This is a genomic window from Pediococcus cellicola (genome assembly GCF_001438655.1).
Lineage (GTDB): Bacteria > Bacillota > Bacilli > Lactobacillales > Lactobacillaceae > Pediococcus > Pediococcus cellicola.
Window position 1 is genome coordinate 83,915 of the sequence record NZ_JQBR01000007.1, and the last position, 18,431, is coordinate 102,345.

The window sequence follows — 18,431 nt, forward strand, 5'->3', positions numbered from 1 at the left end:
GTGAGAAGGTGCGAAAAATGAAAAAGATTATCGTCGGTGTGACGGGGGCATCAGGAACTATTTATGCCATTGACTTGTTGGAAAAATTACACAAGTTGCATGATGTGGAGGTTCATTTGGTGATGAGCCAGTGGGCAAAAAAGAATTTGGAGTTGGAAACTGACTATTCTTTGAAGCAGATAAATGCGTTGGCGGATGTGGTCTATCATATTAATGATCAGGGAGCGTCAATTGCGAGTGGGTCATTTTTGAATGATGGCATGGTAATTGTGCCGGCAAGTATGAAGACGGTGGCAACCATCGCGTACGGCATTGGCGATAATTTGATTGCACGTGCGGCAGACGTCACAATCAAGGAACAGCGAAAACTGGTGATTGTGCCAAGGGAGACGCCGTTGAGTGTGATTCATTTGGAGAACTTGACGAAGTTGGCGAAGATTGGGGCGCAGATTATTCCGCCGGTACCAGCGTTTTATAATCATCCGAAGACGATTGAGGATTTGGTGCAGCATCAGACAATGAAGATTTTGGATGCTTTCCATATTCCAAATGAGGTGGATGAGAGGTGGCAGTAAGTGCGTGAGCAGGAGTGTTAGCTTGGTAAATATAACCGTGACGTATGCGGGATGGCAATCTCGCTGGAGTCATGGTTATATTTACCAAGCTGCTCCTGCGAACGGTCCTAGAGCTCAGTGGGAAAAAGCAGGGGGATCGACGTATGTGGGATGGCAGTCCCGCTGGAGTCATGGTTATATTTATCAAGCTGCTCCTGCGAACGGTCCTAGAGCTCAGTGGGAAAAAGCAGGGAGATCGACGTATGCGGGATGGCAGTCCCGCTGGAGTCATGGTTATATTTATCAAGCTGCTCCTGCNGATCCCACTGGAGTCATGGTTATATTTACCAAGCTGCTCCTGCGAACGGTCCTAGAGCTCGGCGGGAAAAAGCAGGGAGATCGACGTATGCGGGATGGCAATCCCGCAAGGAGCATAGTTATTTTTGAAGAAATACACGCACACATGCTAGTAAGAAAGTGCCGCAGTCCGTTCAAGTTTCAAAAAATTAAGTCATAAGACGATTAAACATGTGATGCAGGTGAGATCACATGTTTTTTTGTTCAAAATTAAGGCATCCCTAAACAAAAAATAACCGTAATTTTACTTTTTTTTACCACCCGTTTATCTTTTGATAGAAATTTGTGTCTGTACGTGTTACTATCATTTAGGTGGTATGAATTCGACACTAAAACAGGGAGGGCAGTTATGCAAACTAATGAATTGAGTGAACCACTTGTTTTTCATCGGGTGTTGTTGACAATTGATGCTGATGACCCTAATTCATCATTACGTGCGTTTCGTTATGCGGCAACTATGGCGCATGATTATCAGATTCAATTGTGTATCGTATCGGTGTTAGAAGACGATGACGTCAATATCTTTGACGTGATGACACCTGGAAAGCTCGATCAAAAGGAAGATGATGTCCGCCATGTTGTTGAGGACTATATGACGATTGCCGAAAAATTAGGCGCACAACATGTGACGGGTTTAACGGTCGGAGCTGGTGATGTTGATGATGTCATTTTAGAAAAAGTTATTCCAAAGTTTAAGCCGGATTTGATTGTTTGTGGATCTGATACAGAGGATGCAAGCCATCGTGTACCTGGCGCGGTAGGATTAAGGATTGCAAAACGGGCACACGTTTCCGTAATCGTAGTTCGATAATTCAGAGATTGAATTTTGAGAATGATAGAAAAGAGGAAATGCAATGGCAAAAGATAATGATCAAGAGAAGATCAAAGAAGTGAAAATTCACGGGGATGGCAAGTCATCCAAATTTTCACGAAAAAATCATAAGGAACATCACATGATTTCATCGACGGGTGGCACAAATAAATCTTTAGATGAAATTAACGGTAGTGTGGAAGTTCCACAAAACGCGGGTCCATTAAAGACATTTTTAGCTTATCTTGGCCCCGGCGTATTAGTATCAGTAGGGTATATGGATCCAGGTAACTGGATTACTTCAATTTCTGGTGGAGCTCAGTTTAAATATCGATTAATCAGTGTCATTCTAATCTCAAGCTTGATTGCGATGCTTTTACAAGCGATGGCAGCACGGCTTGGTATTGTAACTGGACGGGATTTAGCCCAGTTGACGCGAGAAAAGACCTCTAAATTCGGTGGCATTGTCTTATTTATTATTACTGAATTAGCAATCATGGCCACTGATATCGCGGAAATCATCGGTTCAGGAATTGCGTTAGAGCTGTTGTTTGGTTTTCCACTGATTGTCGGTATTATTATTACGGCATTTGATGTTTTGCTTTTATTGCTGTTAATGAAACTAGGATTTCGAAAAATTGAAGCAATTGTGGCTACCCTGGTTGCTGTGATCCTATTCGTGTTCTTGTATGAAGTTATTTTGGCTCAACCCAATGTCCCTGAAATTTTACGCGGTTTTGTACCCGGCCGAGACATTGTTGAAAATAAATCAATGTTATACATTGGTTTAGGAATCGTGGGTGCCACGGTTATGCCGCATAACTTGTACTTAGGTTCTTCCATTTCACAAACACGTAACTTTGATCGTGACGATCGGAAGAGTGTGCGTAGTGCCATTCGGTATACGGTAGCTGATTCTAACATGCAATTGACGATGGCCTTTGTTGTGAACTGTTTACTTTTAATTTTAGGTGCGGCACTGTTCTTTGGTACCAATTCAGACCTAGGTCGATTCGTTGATTTGTATAATGCTTTAGGTGATTCAAAGATTGTCGGTGCGGTTGCGAGTCCGGTCTTAAGTATGCTGTTCGCGGTTGCCTTGCTGTCATCTGGTCAAAGTTCCACCATTACAGGAACGTTATCTGGTCAGATTATTATGGAAGGTTTCATTCGTTTAAGGATGCCATTATGGGCACAGCGGCTTTTGACACGTTTGTTAGCCATTATCCCTGTACTTGGGTTTGCCATCTACTATCATGGTAATGAATCACAAATCGAGAATCTATTGACCTTTTCACAGGTGTTCTTGAGTGTCGCTTTACCATTTGCGATGGTACCACTAATTATCTTTACAGGTAGTAAGAAAATTATGGGTGAATTTGCCAACCGCACTTGGGTAAACGTCTGTGCTTGGATTGCTGCGGTGGTTTTAATTATTTTGAACATCTGGTTAATTCTTCAAACGCTATAAATGATTTTAAAACATTGCTCACTAAAAATAGGCAATGTTTTTTAGTGTAAAAAAATGAGAGCGTTTTCTTTTACTTTTTGTGAGTAATCATGAGATACTATCCGCGTAGGCACGTTTTTTATTTTAATCATATTTGATTGAGGAAGAAGGATTCATTATGAGTAAAACAATTAATGCAGGAATCGCAATGATGAAGGTGCTCGAGGATTGGGATGTGGCGCAAGTTTATGGAATTCCCGGCGGCTCAATTAACAGCACTATGGAAGCTTTAAGGGTCGAAAAAGATAAAATTCGCTACGTTCAGGTTCGTCACGAAGAAATTGGAGCCTTCGCCGCAACTGCCCATGCCAAGTTGACGGGAAAAGTTGGTGTTTGTTTCGGTTCTGCTGGGCCTGGTGCCACCCACTTATTCAACGGGTTGTACGATGCTCAAATGGATCACGTGCCTGTATTAGCACTTATTGGCCAAGTTGGTTCCGCGGATATGAACTGGGATTCCTTTCAAGAAATGAACGAAAATCCCATGTTTGCTGATGTATCTGTTTATAACCGGACAGTCATGACCGCTGAAAGTTTACCGCACGTTGTGGACGAAGCCATTCGGCGAGCGTATAAAGAGAACGGGGTAGCGGTAGTTACCATTCCTAATGATTTAGGGACGAAAGACATTCCCGATGACTTCTGGGCATCAGGACATAGTCGTGTGAAACCACTTTTACCTGAACCAGATTTGCAATACGTGCAGAAGGCATTAGAGCTGATTGCGACTGCCAAACGACCAGTAATTTTCGCGGGAATTGGTGTAAAAGGAGCAACTGATGAATTAGTTGCCTTAGCAAAACATCTCAAACTACCAGTTGTGATGTCCGCCATTTCTAAAGGCATCATTCCTGATGATTTTGAAGGCAACATGGGATCTGCTTATCGGGTCTCAACCAAACCTGGTAACGAAACGTTAGCCCAAGCTGATCTTATCATGATGATCGGGGCCGATTTTCCGTTTGCAAGGACGAAAAAATTATTTAAACCAGATGCTAAATTTATTCAAATAGATATTGATTCCTCAAAAATTGGCAAACGACATGTCGTGGATGTGCCACTACTGAGTGATGCCAAAAAGGCTATGAAGGCATTGGTTGAAAACATCGATGAGGTGGCACAACGTCCATTCTATAATGCTTGTGTCGCTAACATGAAAAATTGGCGTGCTTATTTGCAACAACTAGCAGATAGTACTGCGGAACCACTGGAAGTAGGATCAGTTTTTAAACAAATTAATCGCGTTGCAACGGGCAATGATGTTTTCGCCGTTGACGTGGGCGATGTCACGATGAATAGTTTGCGGTTCTTAAACATGAATCCTAAACAACAGTTTACGACATCGGCGCTGTTTGCCACGATGGGATATGGAATTGGTGCAGCAATTGCCGGTAAATTAACTTATCCCGATCGTCAGGTCTTTAATTTAGCTGGTGATGGTGCGTTTGCGATGGTCATGCAGGATGTTTTAACCCAAGTTAAAGAAAAACTGCATATTATTAACGTTGTCTTTTCTAATGAGAGTTTTGACTTTATTAAAGATGAGCAAGAAGACGAGAAACAAACATTTTATGGTGTTGATTTACAGGGCGCAGACTTTGCGATGATTGCTAAGGGAATGGGAGCACTTGGAATCACAGTTAGGACGCATAAAGAGTTACAAGTGGCGTTTGACGAAGCTGTTAAGGCAAGCGGCCCAGTAGTTATTGATGTTAAAATTCGACCAAATCGTCCTTTACCTGCAGAAAAATTGCAATTGGATCCAGCAACGAACTCGGCCGAAGAGATTGCAGCATTCAAGCAACGATACAATGCCGGAGCGTTGGAACCATTTAGTGTTTATCTGAATGAATTCGAAGTTGAGTAGATAAAAAATGTCCAAATGATTTTTTTGGAATCATTTGGACATTTTGTTTAGCATGTTAAAAAAGCTAAGCGTATGCGCTGATTGTGAGTGTGGTAAGCAAAGCCTTATTGATGATCTACGCGATTAGTAAAATCTTTTGTATACAGATAAATTTGATTCGTGGCTTGTGGATTTTTGATAATATCTGTGTGCGCTTTTTTTCCATACCAAATATTTTCTCCATCGGATGAACCGACGTGTAAAGTGTAACCATCATTTTTATTTAATCCATATAGCTGGTTAACATAACCAGTGTGAACTTTAATGTGACCTTGATAGGAACCGCCCACCATCTTAAAAGCACCATCTTGTGTAAAGGTACTACCATTACTTAAGCGAACTTGATGAAGTGAAACTTGACCGGCAATGCTCATTACTTTACCAAGCGAGCTCTGGTAAGCCCAGTAATAGCCATTTGTCAGATTAAGCTTAGTCTTTTTAACATGGAGATTTTTTAAAACGAGATCATCATTTTTCAGTGTCCAGTCGAGGGATTTTAAAGATGTCGATGAAGGGACCGTAATGAATAATTCATTAGGAACGTCTTTTGCTGATACCATATTTTTGTAGTTCTTATTTTTCTGCGTGACGATTAATTGACCATCTTTGATTTTAAAATGTGGGGCAGATTGTGCTTGTCCGGTGTAACGAACAGTTGGTTTGTCACCGGATACAATATGCACATAATAGCCCGAAAGATTGCCTTTGATTGCCGTAAATGATTTTAAATCTGTCTTTTTATGGGTATATTTCACAATTTTCGGAACAAAATGTTTATCAATAGTCATCGATTGAATGCCGTTGTTTTTCCAACCCAAAAAACAGAAAACCAAACCAATAGCTATGCTCATGATACTAATTTTGAGAAACCTTTTCATGTTAGATGGCCTCCTTTACCGAGCTTTGATGATGAGAAAATTTTTGATAAATTTTGTGGACTGAATGAATGACAGAGGTTAATAATTTTTGCCAAACTCTAAGTGAAATATAGATGATAAGTAATGCAATTCCAGTGCTTGTAAGCCCCACACCTAAATAAAACAGACCGGTAAACGGCTGCAAAAATAAGAATACGATTCCTGAATATAAAGTTGAAACGCCTATAAGAAAACCACTTAGGATTAGAGCAAGCATAAATAATGTGAAAGCAGCTACGATAATAAGCACAATGGAAAATAAGATAATGGCTAAAATAGTTCCTGGGATGGTAACAGGTGTTGATAAAATACCCAAAAGTATCATCCAGATTAATTTAAGCTTAGATTTACTAGATGCGGGTTGTACCTGATCTTTATCATTTTCAATGGCTTGAATAGAATAGTCTGCTAGAATCTTATGTGCCAATTGCTTACTGGTTCCTAAATTGGTGACAATTTCAGATTCAGTTTTAAATTCCGCGTCTTCGATGTATTCGGTATAGAATTCGATAACGTCGTCTTGTTCAGCTTTCGTTAATTGCGTCAAATGTTTTTTAAGACTGGTCATGTAATCTGATTTAGTCATGTTGAGATCCCTTCTTTTCTCTGATGGGTGGAATTTCTACTTTTCTAAAAATTTGATTCAAATTTTTTTGGTAAACTTGCCAAGCAATGAGGATTTCCTTTAAGTGAGTAATGCCTTCATCGGTGATTCGGTAATAACGACGGTTGCGTCCTTGATAAGATTGATCATAAGTTGTTAACCATTTCTTGTTACGCAAACGTCTTAATACCGGATACATGGTGGATTCGGAAATCTTTATTGAGTGCTGAATTTCTTGGGTGATTGCGTAACCGTAATAATCTTGCTTGGTTAGGAGCGATAAAACTAAGCCATCTAGGATTTCGGAACTAGCTTGAATATTCATATTAGCCTCCTCTTACTATTTAACATCTTATATTATACGACGTATAGTATGAATGTCAATTTTTAGAAAAGCTAAAATCACTAATATCTTAGTATGGCGAAAGAAAAGTCCATATGAACTTAATAAATGCAAAATTTTGGGAGGAATACTTATGAAAGTGATTATTGTGGGCGCAACGCATGCCGGAACCTATGCGGCACAACAAATTTTGAAAACACATCCGGACTATCAGGTGACTGTTTATGAACACAATGACAATTTGTCATTTCTTTCCTGTGGCATTGCCTTATGGGTTGGAAATCATGTATCTGACCCCAATAAAATGTTTTATACATCACCAAAGGAGCTAGAACAATTAGGAGCGACGATGAAAATGCGTCACGATGTCTTAGAAATTGATACTGACAAAAAGAATGTTCAAGTGAAAGATTTAGCTTCTGGACAAACTTTTACAGATTCCTATGATAAATTGGTTATGACTACAGGTTCCAAACCAGTGTTGCCACCTATACCGGGCATTGATAATCCAAAGGTGAAGTTATGTAAGGACTGGCAAGACGCTAAAATCTTGCGTGAAGTCTCGCCTGATGCAAAATCAGTTGTGATTATTGGGGCAGGCTATATTGGCGCAGAGTTAGCGGAACAACTTTCACTGGCAGGCAAGAAAGTGACTTTAATTGACGGGCTACCGCATGTATTAGCCAAAAACTTTGATCCAGAAATTGCACTAAGAGTTGAAAAAGACTACCAGGATCATGGTGTGAATTTGGCCATGGATGAAATGGTGAAATCTTTTAGTGGCGATGATCAGGTGACCGTGGAGACCACACAAGGAACTTACACGGCTGATTTTGCAGTTTTGTGTGCCGGGTTTCGACCAGCAACTGACTTACTTAAAGGCAAAGTTAAGATGCTGCCAAATGGGGCCATTATAACTGATGCGTACATGCGCGCTTCGGATCCCGCAATTTTTGCTGCGGGCGATTCTGCCGTGGTCCATTATAATCCCACCGGAAAAGTGGACTATATTCCACTCGCCACAAATGCAATTCGTCAAGGTATTTTGGTTGGAGAAAATATTGAGACACCCACGACTCAATATTTGGGGACACAAGCCTCATCGGCAGTGGCCTTGTTTGGCAAAACTTTGGCCTCCTCAGGATTAACGGAAAGTGGCGCTAAGGCGCGTGGCGTTGAAGTAGCAAGCGTAACTTTAGAAGAAAATTATCGTCCCGAATTCATGTTAAGTACAACACCTATTTTGATGCGGTTAATTTGGGATCCCAAGACACATATTGTCCTGGGAGGGGCTTTTTATAGTGAATATGACTGTGCACAATCTGCCAATGTCATTTCCTTAGCCATTCAAACTAAAATGACGATTGAAGAGTTATCCATGGTGGATATGTTTTTCCAACCCAACTATGATAATCCGCTAAATTACGTGAATGCGGTAGCTATGGCAGCAGTTAAAAAAGCCACGCGACCGAATGAATAGCGCTGTTTGAAAAAAATGGATAACTCATTAATTCTTAAAAAAATTTAAATCCATTTGTAGCGCTTTCCATTTCAATCAATCTTTGTATTATAATGAAATAAGACGCTTGTTTGGGAAACTTTAGTAGGAGTGTAAAGCTTTTGATTCTTGGTAGGCGTCAAAATTGATTCTGAACACACTTGTGTATCAAGGAAAATTCAGCGTCATTTAAGTAACAAAAATATCAATGATGAAAGAGGAAAGATTATGGCAGACGTTTTAATCGTAGTTGACATGCAAAATGCCCTGAATAAAATGGCGAATTTTGATGAGATTGTTTCTGGAATTAACGATCGAATTGCCCTTTATCGACAAGCGAAGAAGTCAATTTTCTTCGTGCAAACAACCGATGAAGAGATCCCAAGTGATACAGAAGCATTTCAGTTAGCATCCAGCCTAGACTTTAAGCCACAAAAAGACGAGTTTATTGTCAAAACTAAGCCAGATGCTTTCTATCATACAAATTTAGAGGCCTATTTAAAAACATACAGTACCAACAGTGTTGAGATTTGCGGGGGACAAGCTGAATACTGTGTGGATACAACGATTCGTATCGCAAATCATTTGGGCTACCAAGTGGAAGTCAAGCGAAACTTAGTAACTACATTTGATTCGGATCTTTTGGATGCCCAGACAATCATTAAGCATCATGAAGCCGTTTGGGACGGCAGCTTTGCCAAACTGTTAGATTAATAAAAAATAAGACGTCATTGATTCTGGACAGAAGAACTTGTCCAAGTCATCTATGACGTCTTATTTTTTTATTTAATCTCGGAACCAATAACCGTTATAAATGGTTTGTAACATTTTGACTAGCTGCTTGGTTTCAGCAATATCATGGACTCGTAAAATGTTGCCTCCATGAATTGCCATGTAGGTCTCTGCGATCAAAGTAACGGGTAAGCGATCATCCTTTTTTAACCCAAATAGTTTGGCGCCAAATCCCTTCCGTGAAATGGCGATCATTGTGGGTCGATTGAAATCATTGAATTGATCAATATTACGCATCATCGCATAATCTTGATAGCCATCGGCCACTTTGGCATACCCAATGCCTGGATCTAAAGCAATTCTAGTGCGGTCAATGCCAGCCGCTGTGAGTTGAGCTAGATTCGTAGTGAAAAAAGTACGCATTTCTCGCGTCAGATTTTGGTATTCGGTATTGCGACTGCTGTGCATAGTTAACAACCCGATTTTGGTGGGAGCAAGCAGTTTTAACTTACGTGGGTCATTCGTGAAGGCTTGCACGTCGTTAATGATGTTCACATAGCCGGTGGCGACTAAACTTTTCATGACGTCATATTTATACGTATCCACCGCAAGCGTGATTTGTGGATAAGTTTGATGGAGATAGTCGATGTAAGGCATGATGCGCTTAAGTTCCTCAGACACCGAAACTTCTTTAAATCCAGGTCGCGTTGTTTGCCCACCAAGTTCAATGACGTCAACACCGGCTGCTACCATTTCAGCAATCTGGGCTTTGATATTTTCTGGTGTAAAAAAACGACCACCATCATAAAATGAGTCTGGGGTAATGTTCAAGATGCCGTAAATTAAAGGGGCTTCAATCAAATCACGATGGTGAGAACCATAGTCCCAATAGACGGTATGGTGCTCATAGATGGCCTTCAAAGCAGTTTGTGCGCTGGATTGGTCGGCAAAATGTTTCTTAAACTGAGTGATAAATAAGTTTAGTGCAACTAGAGGTATGACGGTTTGAATTTGCGTCTCTTCAGATTGGCTAACCACGTCAAAATTTGCTAAAAGCTTCTTTAACGTTGCTTGCTGTACAGCAGTTAAATCAGTAAACTGCAAAAATACTTGACGCTCCTGAACTAAAGTTCGGTGTGCAAGTTGTGCTGCAAAATTTTGAGGATTTTTGAAAGTATCAGTGCGATCAGAAATATTCATAGTCATTTTTAACCACCTTTTCAAGTAAATGATGGACAGCCTTGGTCCGATGTAAAAAGGGCAATTTTTGAGCAGTTGTTTTTTCGGCCAACGTTTGAGTGTCACCTAATGGGACTAAGATTTTATCGAAACCAAAGCCATTTTGACCGCGTTCTTCAGTGCTAAAAGTACCTTTAAAAATTCCCACGCTATGATATAAATGATGGTTGGGTGTGCATAAAACAAGTTCTGTCCGAAAAGTAACGAGGCGACTTTTTCCGGCAACAAGCTTAATGAGGTAAAGGTTTTTAGCTTCATCAGTGGGATAAGTCTTGAGTTGACAAGCAGTCTGAACGCCAAATTTGTCTGGATAAGCAGCTACCATCATACCTGTATCGTCCGCTAACACATAGTCATCTGGCAGCAAGTGTGCCATAAATAAGGCCTTTTGGCGGGCGTTTTCAAAGTAACTATGAGTGCCTTCTTTTGGAAATTGAACCCGTTTGTGGACGGCACGGTAGGATTCTGCTGGAATACGGGATGCTTTCAGGGACAAAACGAGTTCACCAGTTTTGTCCAGATTGTTAGAGGCAATTACAACAGGCCGTTTAAACATTTTTTTCACCTTCGAACTGTTTAATAAAATAAAAAGAACCGGTAATTATAATGACGTCATCACGGCTTGCTTGTTTCAAAGCCATTTGTAACCCTGATTTAGCAGATGGTGCCACCACCAGATGCTCTTTAGGAAAATGAAACTGGTGTGTCACAACACGTTGCAATTCGTATTTGTCTAAGGCACGCTCGTGTTGTCTAGGCGTATTGACATAGATCATTTTGGCCATCGGTAAGTAAATTTGTAACATTTCCACGTAATTTTTATCGGCTAAAAAGCCTAATAGGAAAATTACCTTTTGCTGTGGATAGAGACGTTTCAAGGTGGCTGCCAGTTGTTTGGCACTATCTGGGTTATGGGCGCCATCCAGAAAGACAGAAGGTTTTTGTCGTAAAAGTTGCATACGGCCGGAAACGTGAAGTTGGGCTAAAGCGGTGTGCACCTCGGTCGTAACTAGATGAACCTGATGGTGTTGTAACCAGGTTACGATACTTAAAACGGTCGCCAAATTGTCTAATTGAAAAGTACCGACCAGCCCCAAATGGATGGTTTGTGGTGCAATCAAGGGCCCACTGATTCGGACACTGGTGCTTTCATAAGCTGCGTTCAAGACTTTTAAATGAATGTCACGAACAAAGTGAATGGTGGCCTGATTCTGGGCAGCAGTAAGACGTAATACCTGACGGGTGAGTCTTTTTTGGTGAGGTGCCACAAAAATCGTGGTCCCAGGCTTGATAATCCCGGCTTTTTGCATCGCTATCTTACGAATGGTGTGGCCTAAAATTTGAGTGTGGTCGTAGTCAATATGTGTAAATACACTCAAAAACGGGGATGAAATGGCATTGGTTGCGTCATTTTTACCACCGAGGCCCACCTCAAGAATCACGAAATCCATATGGGTTTGTTGAAAAGCCACCAGAGCAATTAAGGTAAACCACTCAAAAATGGAGAGGTCGGTTGCCTTAATTGCTCTGGGTAACCGTTCTCGAATAAATTGATGTGCCGTTAAAAATTGTGCATAAGAAATGAGCTGTCCATTTAGGCGAATTTGTTCCCGTGTATCGACCATGGCAGGGCTAGAAAAATGGCCGACTTGATACCCATTTTTTTGTAAAATGGCAGCTAGCATTGCCCCAGTAGAGCCCTTGCCGTTAGTTCCGGCAATGTGAATAATTTTATAGGTGTGATCAGGATGATTTAAGGCGACTAAAACTTTTCTTAGAATCTCTACCCGGTCGTTTTCGGTCACGAGAACGTGCTGGTTCATTTGGGTAACCAGGTTTTGATAAGTTTGCTGTTCTTCACACATGGGTCATTACCTCTGATGGGTTTGTTGCAAAAACTCATTTTTTAGTTCTTGGTCGGTACTGAATTGACCCAAAAATTTATTGGTATACGTAAAGAGCCCAGATTTGTTGATACCGCGCATTTCCATACACATATGGCGGGCCGAAATGGAGACCGCAATTCCTTTGGGGTTCAGAATACGCTGCAACTCATTGGCAATTAAAACGGTGATGTTTTCTTGAACACTTGGACGGTGTGCGGCAAAATCCACTAAACGTGGAATCTTACTCAAACCGATAATCTTCCCATTTTGGGGAACGTAGGCAACATTGACAGTTCCAAAAAAAGGTAACAAATGATGTTCACACATTGAGTAAAAAGGGATGTCTTGAACTAAAACCATACCGGCGTTTTCAGCAACGTTAAAAATCTTGTAATCGTGAAAATGTTTTTTGCCGGTTTCAGAAAAGATTTCAGCATAGGCACTAGCTACCCGAGCCGGCGTTTCTTGAATGCTTTGACGATTGGGATCATCACCAATTGCCTCAATAATGTTATGAACGGCATTTTCAATTTTATCGCTATTTTCTTTATTCATTAGTTAATTTACCTCGTGTTAGTGTAAAATTTCCACCCAATTTTTGTCTGGCGTGGTCTGCAGGGCTTGATTGGTTTGGGTGATTAAAGCTGGGTCATCCAGCACGTCTAAAAGTGGGATGAGAACAAAACGGCGATTGCCAATTTCGGGATGGGGAATGGTCAAAGCTTGGTCATGATATGTTTCGTGATTGAAATATAAAATGTCCAAGTCAATGGTACGTGGCCCCCAATGGACCAACCGCTTTCGACGAAGATCCTGTTCAATTTTATGAATGGCGTCCAATAAGTCATGGGCCGAAAGGGAGGTTTGTAAACGGATAGCCAGATTTAAAAAGTTATCCTGAACGACACCACCAACGGGCTGCGTTTGGTAAATGGGAGAGACTTTTTCAACTTGGATAGCCGGATTTTGTTTTAATAGCTCAATGGCTTGGGTCAGATTGGCTTGTCGGTCACCAAGATTGGATCCCACACTTAAATAAACTTTATTTTTCATGACTACGGTCTCCAGAAACCTCAATTTCAATATTGTCAAAAATACCGGCAATTGGGACGCTGTATTTACGAACCTTTAGTTTAACGGCTTGGATCGTGGGATATTTAGCTAAGATCAGCTTGAGAAGGTGATTAGCCACGCTCTCAATTAGGTTATAGTTGTGATTTAATACGAAATCTTCAATGGTCTGATAGACATCTGCGTAACTGACCGTTTCCTTTAAATTATCGTGTTGCACTTTTTCTTCAATTGGGTAGGTGAGTTCCGCATCGATTTGTAAACGTTGCCCTAATTTTTTTTCTTCGGCAAACACGCCATTAAATGTGTGAAAGCTCATATTATTAATTCTAATTTTTCCCATGTTTATTTCCCCCAAACACTCCTGCAATTTGTTTCTCTTTAATAGTATCATGTTTAGCCCTAAGTGTCTTTTTTGAACGTTTTTAAATGACAAGTTGTCTTCAAAAAACAGCCCCAAAATTCTAAAAAAGAAGTTTGAGGCTGTTTTGAAAATTAGAAAATGTTATTCGGCATCTGACCAGACTTTTTTTGCTGTATCAATAACCAGCTGTAGCTTAGCCCATTGCTGGTCGGCAGTTAAGTTATTGCCTTCTTCAGTTGAGGCAAATCCACACTGGGTAGAGAGTGCGAGATTTGTAAGCGGCACTTCTTTGGTGGCTTCCTGAATGCGAGCAATGAGGTGTTGTTGATCTTCTAACTCTGCAAACTTAGAAGTGACCAAGCCTAACACAATGCGTTTATGAGCATCATGGTGCCAAATTTTTGCTAATGGTTTGAAATCGCCGGCCCGGTCATTATCGTACTCTAGGAAAAAGCCGTCATAGTTAAGTTGACCAAGATAATCAGCTACCACATCATAACCACCGGAAAAGAGAAAAGTTGAGCGGAAATTTCCACGACAGATGTGGGTTGTGACCGTTAAGTCTTCCGGAAGATTTTCAAGAAGATGATTAATCACGTATACAGAATCTTCGGCGATTTTGCGATAAGGTTGTTGTGCGTTGGGATCATCTTTGGTTTCATCAAGTTTACTGATTAAAAAAGCCCAGGTAGTGTCGTCCAATTGAATGTAACGGCAACCGAGATCATAAAAATGTTGAATGGTTTGATGATAAGCCTTGGCTAAGTCATCGAGGTAGTCTTGATGAGTTTCATAAAATTCTGACGCGTTGTCACTACGATTATCACGGAATAATAGACTAGGTGATGGGATGGTCTGCTTGGCGACAACACCCTCTGGAACAAGTGAGTTCAAGTATTGAAAGGCCTTGAAGAATGGGTGTTCCGGATTATAGCTTACTTTACTGGTCAAATAGGCATTATCAGTCCGGGTTTTTTGACCATGAAATTTATAACTTTTGTGATAATTATATTTACCAACACCGTTTAGGCCCCAAAGAAAATCAAGGTGCCACCAAGAACGGCTAAATTCGCCATCAGTTACAGCGTGAAGTCCGAGGCTGACCTGTTTTGCGACGATTTTTTTAATTTCTTGATTCTGAATAGTTTCTAATTGAGTTGCCGAAATTTTCTTATTTGCAAAATCTTTGTGTGCCGTTTTTAATTCTGAGGTTCGTAGCAAACTACCAACTTGATCGAAACGGTAAGGTGCGCGTAAGTCTGTTTGAGTTGTCATGAGGTAAAACTCCTTTAGTTTTAATTTTAGATATAAAAAAAGCCCGTCCCTAACGAAAACGTTAAGGGCGAGCGTTCCAATTCAGAAATGATCACGATACCACCTTAATTCGAAATAATCTCACAATTATTTCCTTAGAGAGCTTAATTGAGTTCTCACGCGATAATGTGCGCCACCACTACTGTCGCACTAGGCTTCCAGCAGTATATCTCCAAGACCATCTTCTGATCACTCATTTACCCGTTCGCAGCTATAGGGCTCTCTTGAAAATGGCGGGATCATACTCATCTCTTCATTGATTTTTTACAGATATCTAACTTGGCCTCAGTTTATCGCTGGTATTCGGGGATGTCAAGCTGTTTAAAAATAACAATTAGGCTGCTTAATTTGATTTGACAACCAATTTTTGACGGCCTATAATTAAAAACATTAAATATAAATGAGAAACACGTGGAGAAGTTTTTGCGGAGTATGAACTAGCGAATTTCTAGAAAGTGTTTGGGGCTGAAAAAACACATTTCCTAGTTTAGAAAGGTAACGACTAGCGGACTTATTGTTGAGATAAGTATGGTTGCACCCAATATTGTGCCAGTGTATTAAGTGAACAAAAACATGGCGTACATGGTGAGACAAGTTTTGTGAAAGACTTGTGAATTAAGGTGGTAACACGTGAAGACGTCCTTTGGATCTGATGATCCTGAGGGCGTTTTTTATTTTCTTCATATTTGAGACTAGAATATCACGAGAGGAAGTTTTTTAATGAATCAGGCACAGAAATTTACTTGGAAAGAGCTTGTTGTAGTCGCGTCAATGTTGTTTGGTATGTATTTTGGGGCCAGCAACTTAACGTTCCCAATTCAAATTGGGCAACAATCCGGAGCTGCTTTTTTAGGCTCAATTATTGGGTTCATCATAACGGGGACCGTTTTACCTTTATTAGGAGTAGCCGCAATTGCCATTACACGGACACATGGTGTTTATGAGTTAGCACAGCCGATTGGTAAAACGTACGCCCTAATTTTTACCATCATTTTGTATATTGCGATCGGACCAGCGTTTGCTACGCCAAGAACGGCAACGGTACCGTTTGAATTTGGCATTGCCACGCATGTGAGTGCAGCTAGTGCGCCAATTTGGTTGTTAATCTATTCGGCTTGTTTCTTCACCGTAGTTATTTTATTATCTCTCAATCGACATAAAATTGTGGATTATCTAGGCCGCTATTTGAATCCTACTTTTATTATCATGGTGGTTCTTTTAATTGCCATTGCAATTTTTAAACCAATGGGCACCACAGCTGGGCAAGCAGTGACGGGTGCTTGGAAGCATGGCGCGATGAGCAATGGTATTATTCAAGGCTATCAAACAATGGATGCATTGGCATCAGTTGAATTTGGCATTGTCGTGATCATGGCGATTAAAGCATTAGGCGTCACAAAAGAAGCTACTGTAGCAAAATTAACGGTTAAATCAGGTATCCTTGCAGCAAGCGCGATGGCCTTAATTTATGCAGGGCTAGCTTATGTCGGCGCAACCAGCCTGGGTCATTTAAAAATCGCCAGTGATGGCGGAATCGCTTTAGGTCAAATTACCCAGTACTTTTTTGGTAACGCGGGTGTTTACATTTCTGCTATTATGGCTACGATTACCTGTATGACGACCGCTGTGGGGGTAACGACTTCGTTTGCCACAGCTTTTAATGGCATGTTTCCCAAATGGAGTTATAAAACTTATGTGGTAATTGTTTCAGTGATTTCGTTTATCGTTTCTAATTTTGGATTTGAAACCATTATCAATGCGGCAAAACCGTTTCTGATGTTTATTTATCCATTGTGTATTACTTTAATTATTTTGTCGTTAGGATCGTCATTTTTCCCTCGCGCACGAGTTGTTTACATCTTGACCACAATTTTTACATTTATTCCGGCTCTGATAGACGGTTTAAATGCAACTCCAGCACTGATTTCAAAATCAGGATTTGTCCAAAGCTTGACCGGCTTTGAGAGCAAATATGTGCCCTTTTTTGAGCAAGGATTTGCGTGGGTGCTTCCGGCAACAATCGGGTTTGCGCTTGGAATTAGTGTCTATGTGGTACAACGACTTCGGGAAAATAGTCAAGCAGCCGTGAGTGAATCGGACTGGTCATAGCGGTTTTCAGCCTTTTCTGACATAAATATATAATGATTTTCCTTAAGGTCTTAGTATTTAAGGCTTATCCTGACTGACGCTAGTTTTTGTATATAAACGTAGAAACGCTGCAAGCAAAGAGACTGACAAAAAAATAAGAATTTGCCCAATTCCAACGAACAAAAGTGTTAACCCATCTATCAAGCATAAAATTTGGCACCCCCCATTTATTTAAGTCACTTTTTGTTTATAATAGTCAGATAAGAATTAAATAACTGATCAGTCTTTAATCGTTATGTTCCTAAGCGAAGAAAAGACAAGAGGTAATCCTATGAAAAATAAAACCTATTTGACGGCAATCGCTGAACAATCAGCAATCATGATCTTGTTAATAATTTTTTTTAATCTTAATAAAGATAATCACATTGAAATAAAATTAAGCTTTTTCAACATTTGGTTCATTGTTTCTTGGATAATGCAATTTAGCCTTTTAAAAAGGGGCATACCATCCCTAAAAAACATTTCTCTCTTACAACTTGGTGCAAAAATCACCCAGAAAGAGCATGAAAAGCATCACAAAAAGGATAAATGGGGTGATAATAGTTATGCGAATCTACAGCACAATCTAACGACCCAAAAGCTCGAACTCACCGACCGGAATTTTGATACCATGGCAACTTTTTTTGTACGACTGGCGTACATGTTGTTCGGTCCGATTATATTTTTGACTTATCTAGCCCACGATCAGGTAAAAAAATACGCAAACTCAAAACTCATTACGAAAAATAAAAAGTCACTATAGCTTGGCCATAAAATTTCGGTCCACTAACAGTTATACTTAATTAAAAAAATATATATGTATTTTAAAACGCAAAAAGGTTCCTGATGCTTAAATGCATCAGGAATTTTTTGATTTCGACTATTTAAGTTTAGAAATAGAAAAAGACCAGGCGCTTTTTTACACTCAAGAACTAAAGATCTTATATGTAAAAAACTGTGAATAGAGTACGAGGTGCTTCTTAATACTGGTCTATATCTACGTCATTACATGGGAACTACGAACAACTCAACTACCACTACTACATTTTGATAGGCGATGGGTCTGAGTTATCGTTGACTTGCCGCATGCATTTTGGTTGCTTACGAAAGGTACAACCCAAGATGGCTTTCATACAAAGACAGTTACTTTCTTTATTTAGCCCAATTGGATAACATTGGTCCTATCGATCATTCAAAA

At 40.2% G+C, this 18,431-nt stretch carries 18 protein-coding genes; 8 read left to right on the forward strand and 10 right to left on the reverse strand.

What is annotated here, in order from left to right:
• The first annotated feature begins 17 nt into the window (after positions 1-17).
• The 4 genes from IV80_RS07265 (at position 18) to spxB (ending at position 5,099) form a co-directional block, all read left to right on the forward strand.
• Positions 18-575: a UbiX family flavin prenyltransferase gene (locus IV80_RS07265; RefSeq protein WP_057751588.1), complete on the forward strand. Its 558-nt coding sequence runs from the start codon at positions 18-20 to the stop codon at positions 573-575.
• A gap of 685 nt (positions 576-1,260) precedes the next feature.
• Positions 1,261-1,722, forward strand: a complete 462-nt coding sequence (locus IV80_RS07275; protein ID WP_057751593.1) for a universal stress protein — start codon at positions 1,261-1,263, stop codon at positions 1,720-1,722.
• Between the two features lie 142 nt (positions 1,723-1,864).
• Positions 1,865-3,193, forward strand: a complete 1,329-nt coding sequence (locus tag IV80_RS07280) for an Nramp family divalent metal transporter (protein WP_057751645.1) — start codon at positions 1,865-1,867, stop codon at positions 3,191-3,193.
• A gap of 157 nt (positions 3,194-3,350) precedes the next feature.
• Positions 3,351-5,099 carry a pyruvate oxidase gene (spxB, locus tag IV80_RS07285; RefSeq protein ID WP_057751595.1) on the forward strand — a complete coding sequence of 583 codons (1,749 nt, stop codon included), beginning with the start codon at positions 3,351-3,353 and terminating at the stop codon, positions 5,097-5,099.
• Between the two features lie 104 nt (positions 5,100-5,203).
• Here spxB and IV80_RS07290 read toward each other — a convergent pair whose 3' ends face one another.
• Genes IV80_RS07290 through IV80_RS07300 form a run of 3 tightly spaced genes read right to left on the reverse strand, consistent with a single transcriptional unit; the run spans position 5,204 to position 6,984 of the window.
• Positions 5,204-6,016 carry a DUF4097 family beta strand repeat-containing protein gene (locus tag IV80_RS07290; RefSeq protein WP_057751596.1) on the reverse strand — a complete coding sequence of 271 codons (813 nt, stop codon included), beginning with the start codon at positions 6,014-6,016 and terminating at the stop codon, positions 5,204-5,206.
• A gap of 1 nt (position 6,017) precedes the next feature.
• Complete coding sequence (locus tag IV80_RS07295; RefSeq protein ID WP_057751599.1) at positions 6,018-6,641, reverse strand: DUF1700 domain-containing protein; 624 nt, start codon at positions 6,639-6,641, stop codon at positions 6,018-6,020.
• A complete protein-coding gene (locus IV80_RS07300; protein ID WP_057751601.1) occupies positions 6,634-6,984 on the reverse strand; it encodes a PadR family transcriptional regulator in 351 nt (116 codons plus the stop codon). The genes IV80_RS07295 and IV80_RS07300 overlap by 8 nt, the downstream gene beginning before the upstream one ends.
• Positions 6,985-7,135: 151 nt before the next feature.
• Here IV80_RS07300 and IV80_RS07305 point away from each other — a divergent pair, with 151 nt between their 5' ends.
• Both IV80_RS07305 and IV80_RS07310 read left to right on the forward strand, forming a co-directional pair.
• On the forward strand, positions 7,136-8,482 hold the full coding sequence (locus IV80_RS07305; RefSeq protein ID WP_057751603.1) for an FAD-dependent oxidoreductase: 1,347 nt from the start codon (positions 7,136-7,138) through the stop codon (positions 8,480-8,482).
• A gap of 246 nt (positions 8,483-8,728) precedes the next feature.
• Entirely contained in the window at positions 8,729-9,214 is a 486-nt protein-coding gene (locus IV80_RS07310) for an isochorismatase family protein (RefSeq protein WP_057751605.1), read from the forward strand.
• Positions 9,215-9,286: 72 nt separating this feature from the next.
• Here IV80_RS07310 and folP read toward each other — a convergent pair whose 3' ends face one another.
• The 7 genes from folP to IV80_RS07345 all read right to left on the reverse strand — a co-directional run bounded on the left by folP (position 9,287) and on the right by IV80_RS07345 (position 15,067).
• Positions 9,287-10,432, reverse strand: a complete 1,146-nt coding sequence (gene folP, locus IV80_RS07315; protein WP_057751647.1) for a dihydropteroate synthase — start codon at positions 10,430-10,432, stop codon at positions 9,287-9,289.
• On the reverse strand, positions 10,419-11,027 hold the full coding sequence (locus IV80_RS07320; protein WP_057751607.1) for a non-canonical purine NTP pyrophosphatase: 609 nt from the start codon (positions 11,025-11,027) through the stop codon (positions 10,419-10,421). The genes folP and IV80_RS07320 overlap by 14 nt, the downstream gene beginning before the upstream one ends.
• Positions 11,020-12,336, reverse strand: coding sequence for a bifunctional folylpolyglutamate synthase/dihydrofolate synthase (locus IV80_RS07325; RefSeq protein WP_057751609.1), 1,317 nt, complete (start codon positions 12,334-12,336; stop codon positions 11,020-11,022). Before IV80_RS07325 ends, IV80_RS07320 begins: the two co-directional genes overlap by 8 nt.
• Before the next feature lie 6 nt (positions 12,337-12,342).
• Positions 12,343-12,912, reverse strand: coding sequence for a GTP cyclohydrolase I FolE (gene folE / locus IV80_RS07330; protein ID WP_057751612.1), 570 nt, complete (start codon positions 12,910-12,912; stop codon positions 12,343-12,345).
• A gap of 18 nt (positions 12,913-12,930) precedes the next feature.
• On the reverse strand, positions 12,931-13,410 hold the full coding sequence (gene folK / locus IV80_RS07335) for a 2-amino-4-hydroxy-6-hydroxymethyldihydropteridine diphosphokinase (protein ID WP_057751614.1): 480 nt from the start codon (positions 13,408-13,410) through the stop codon (positions 12,931-12,933).
• Entirely contained in the window at positions 13,400-13,771 is a 372-nt protein-coding gene (gene folB / locus IV80_RS07340; RefSeq protein WP_083490558.1) for a dihydroneopterin aldolase, read from the reverse strand. The genes folK and folB overlap by 11 nt, the downstream gene beginning before the upstream one ends.
• 162 nt (positions 13,772-13,933) lie before the next feature.
• Positions 13,934-15,067: a vitamin B12 independent methionine synthase gene (locus IV80_RS07345; RefSeq protein WP_057751616.1), complete on the reverse strand. Its 1,134-nt coding sequence runs from the start codon at positions 15,065-15,067 to the stop codon at positions 13,934-13,936.
• Between the two features lie 759 nt (positions 15,068-15,826).
• On the opposite strand from IV80_RS07345, the gene brnQ reads away from it, so the two are divergent.
• Entirely contained in the window at positions 15,827-17,215 is a 1,389-nt protein-coding gene (brnQ, locus tag IV80_RS07350; RefSeq protein ID WP_057751618.1) for a branched-chain amino acid transport system II carrier protein, read from the forward strand.
• Positions 17,216-17,525: 310 nt separating this feature from the next.
• Complete coding sequence (locus IV80_RS07355; RefSeq protein ID WP_057751621.1) at positions 17,526-17,996, forward strand: hypothetical protein; 471 nt, start codon at positions 17,526-17,528, stop codon at positions 17,994-17,996.
• Positions 17,997-18,431 lie beyond the last annotated feature (435 nt).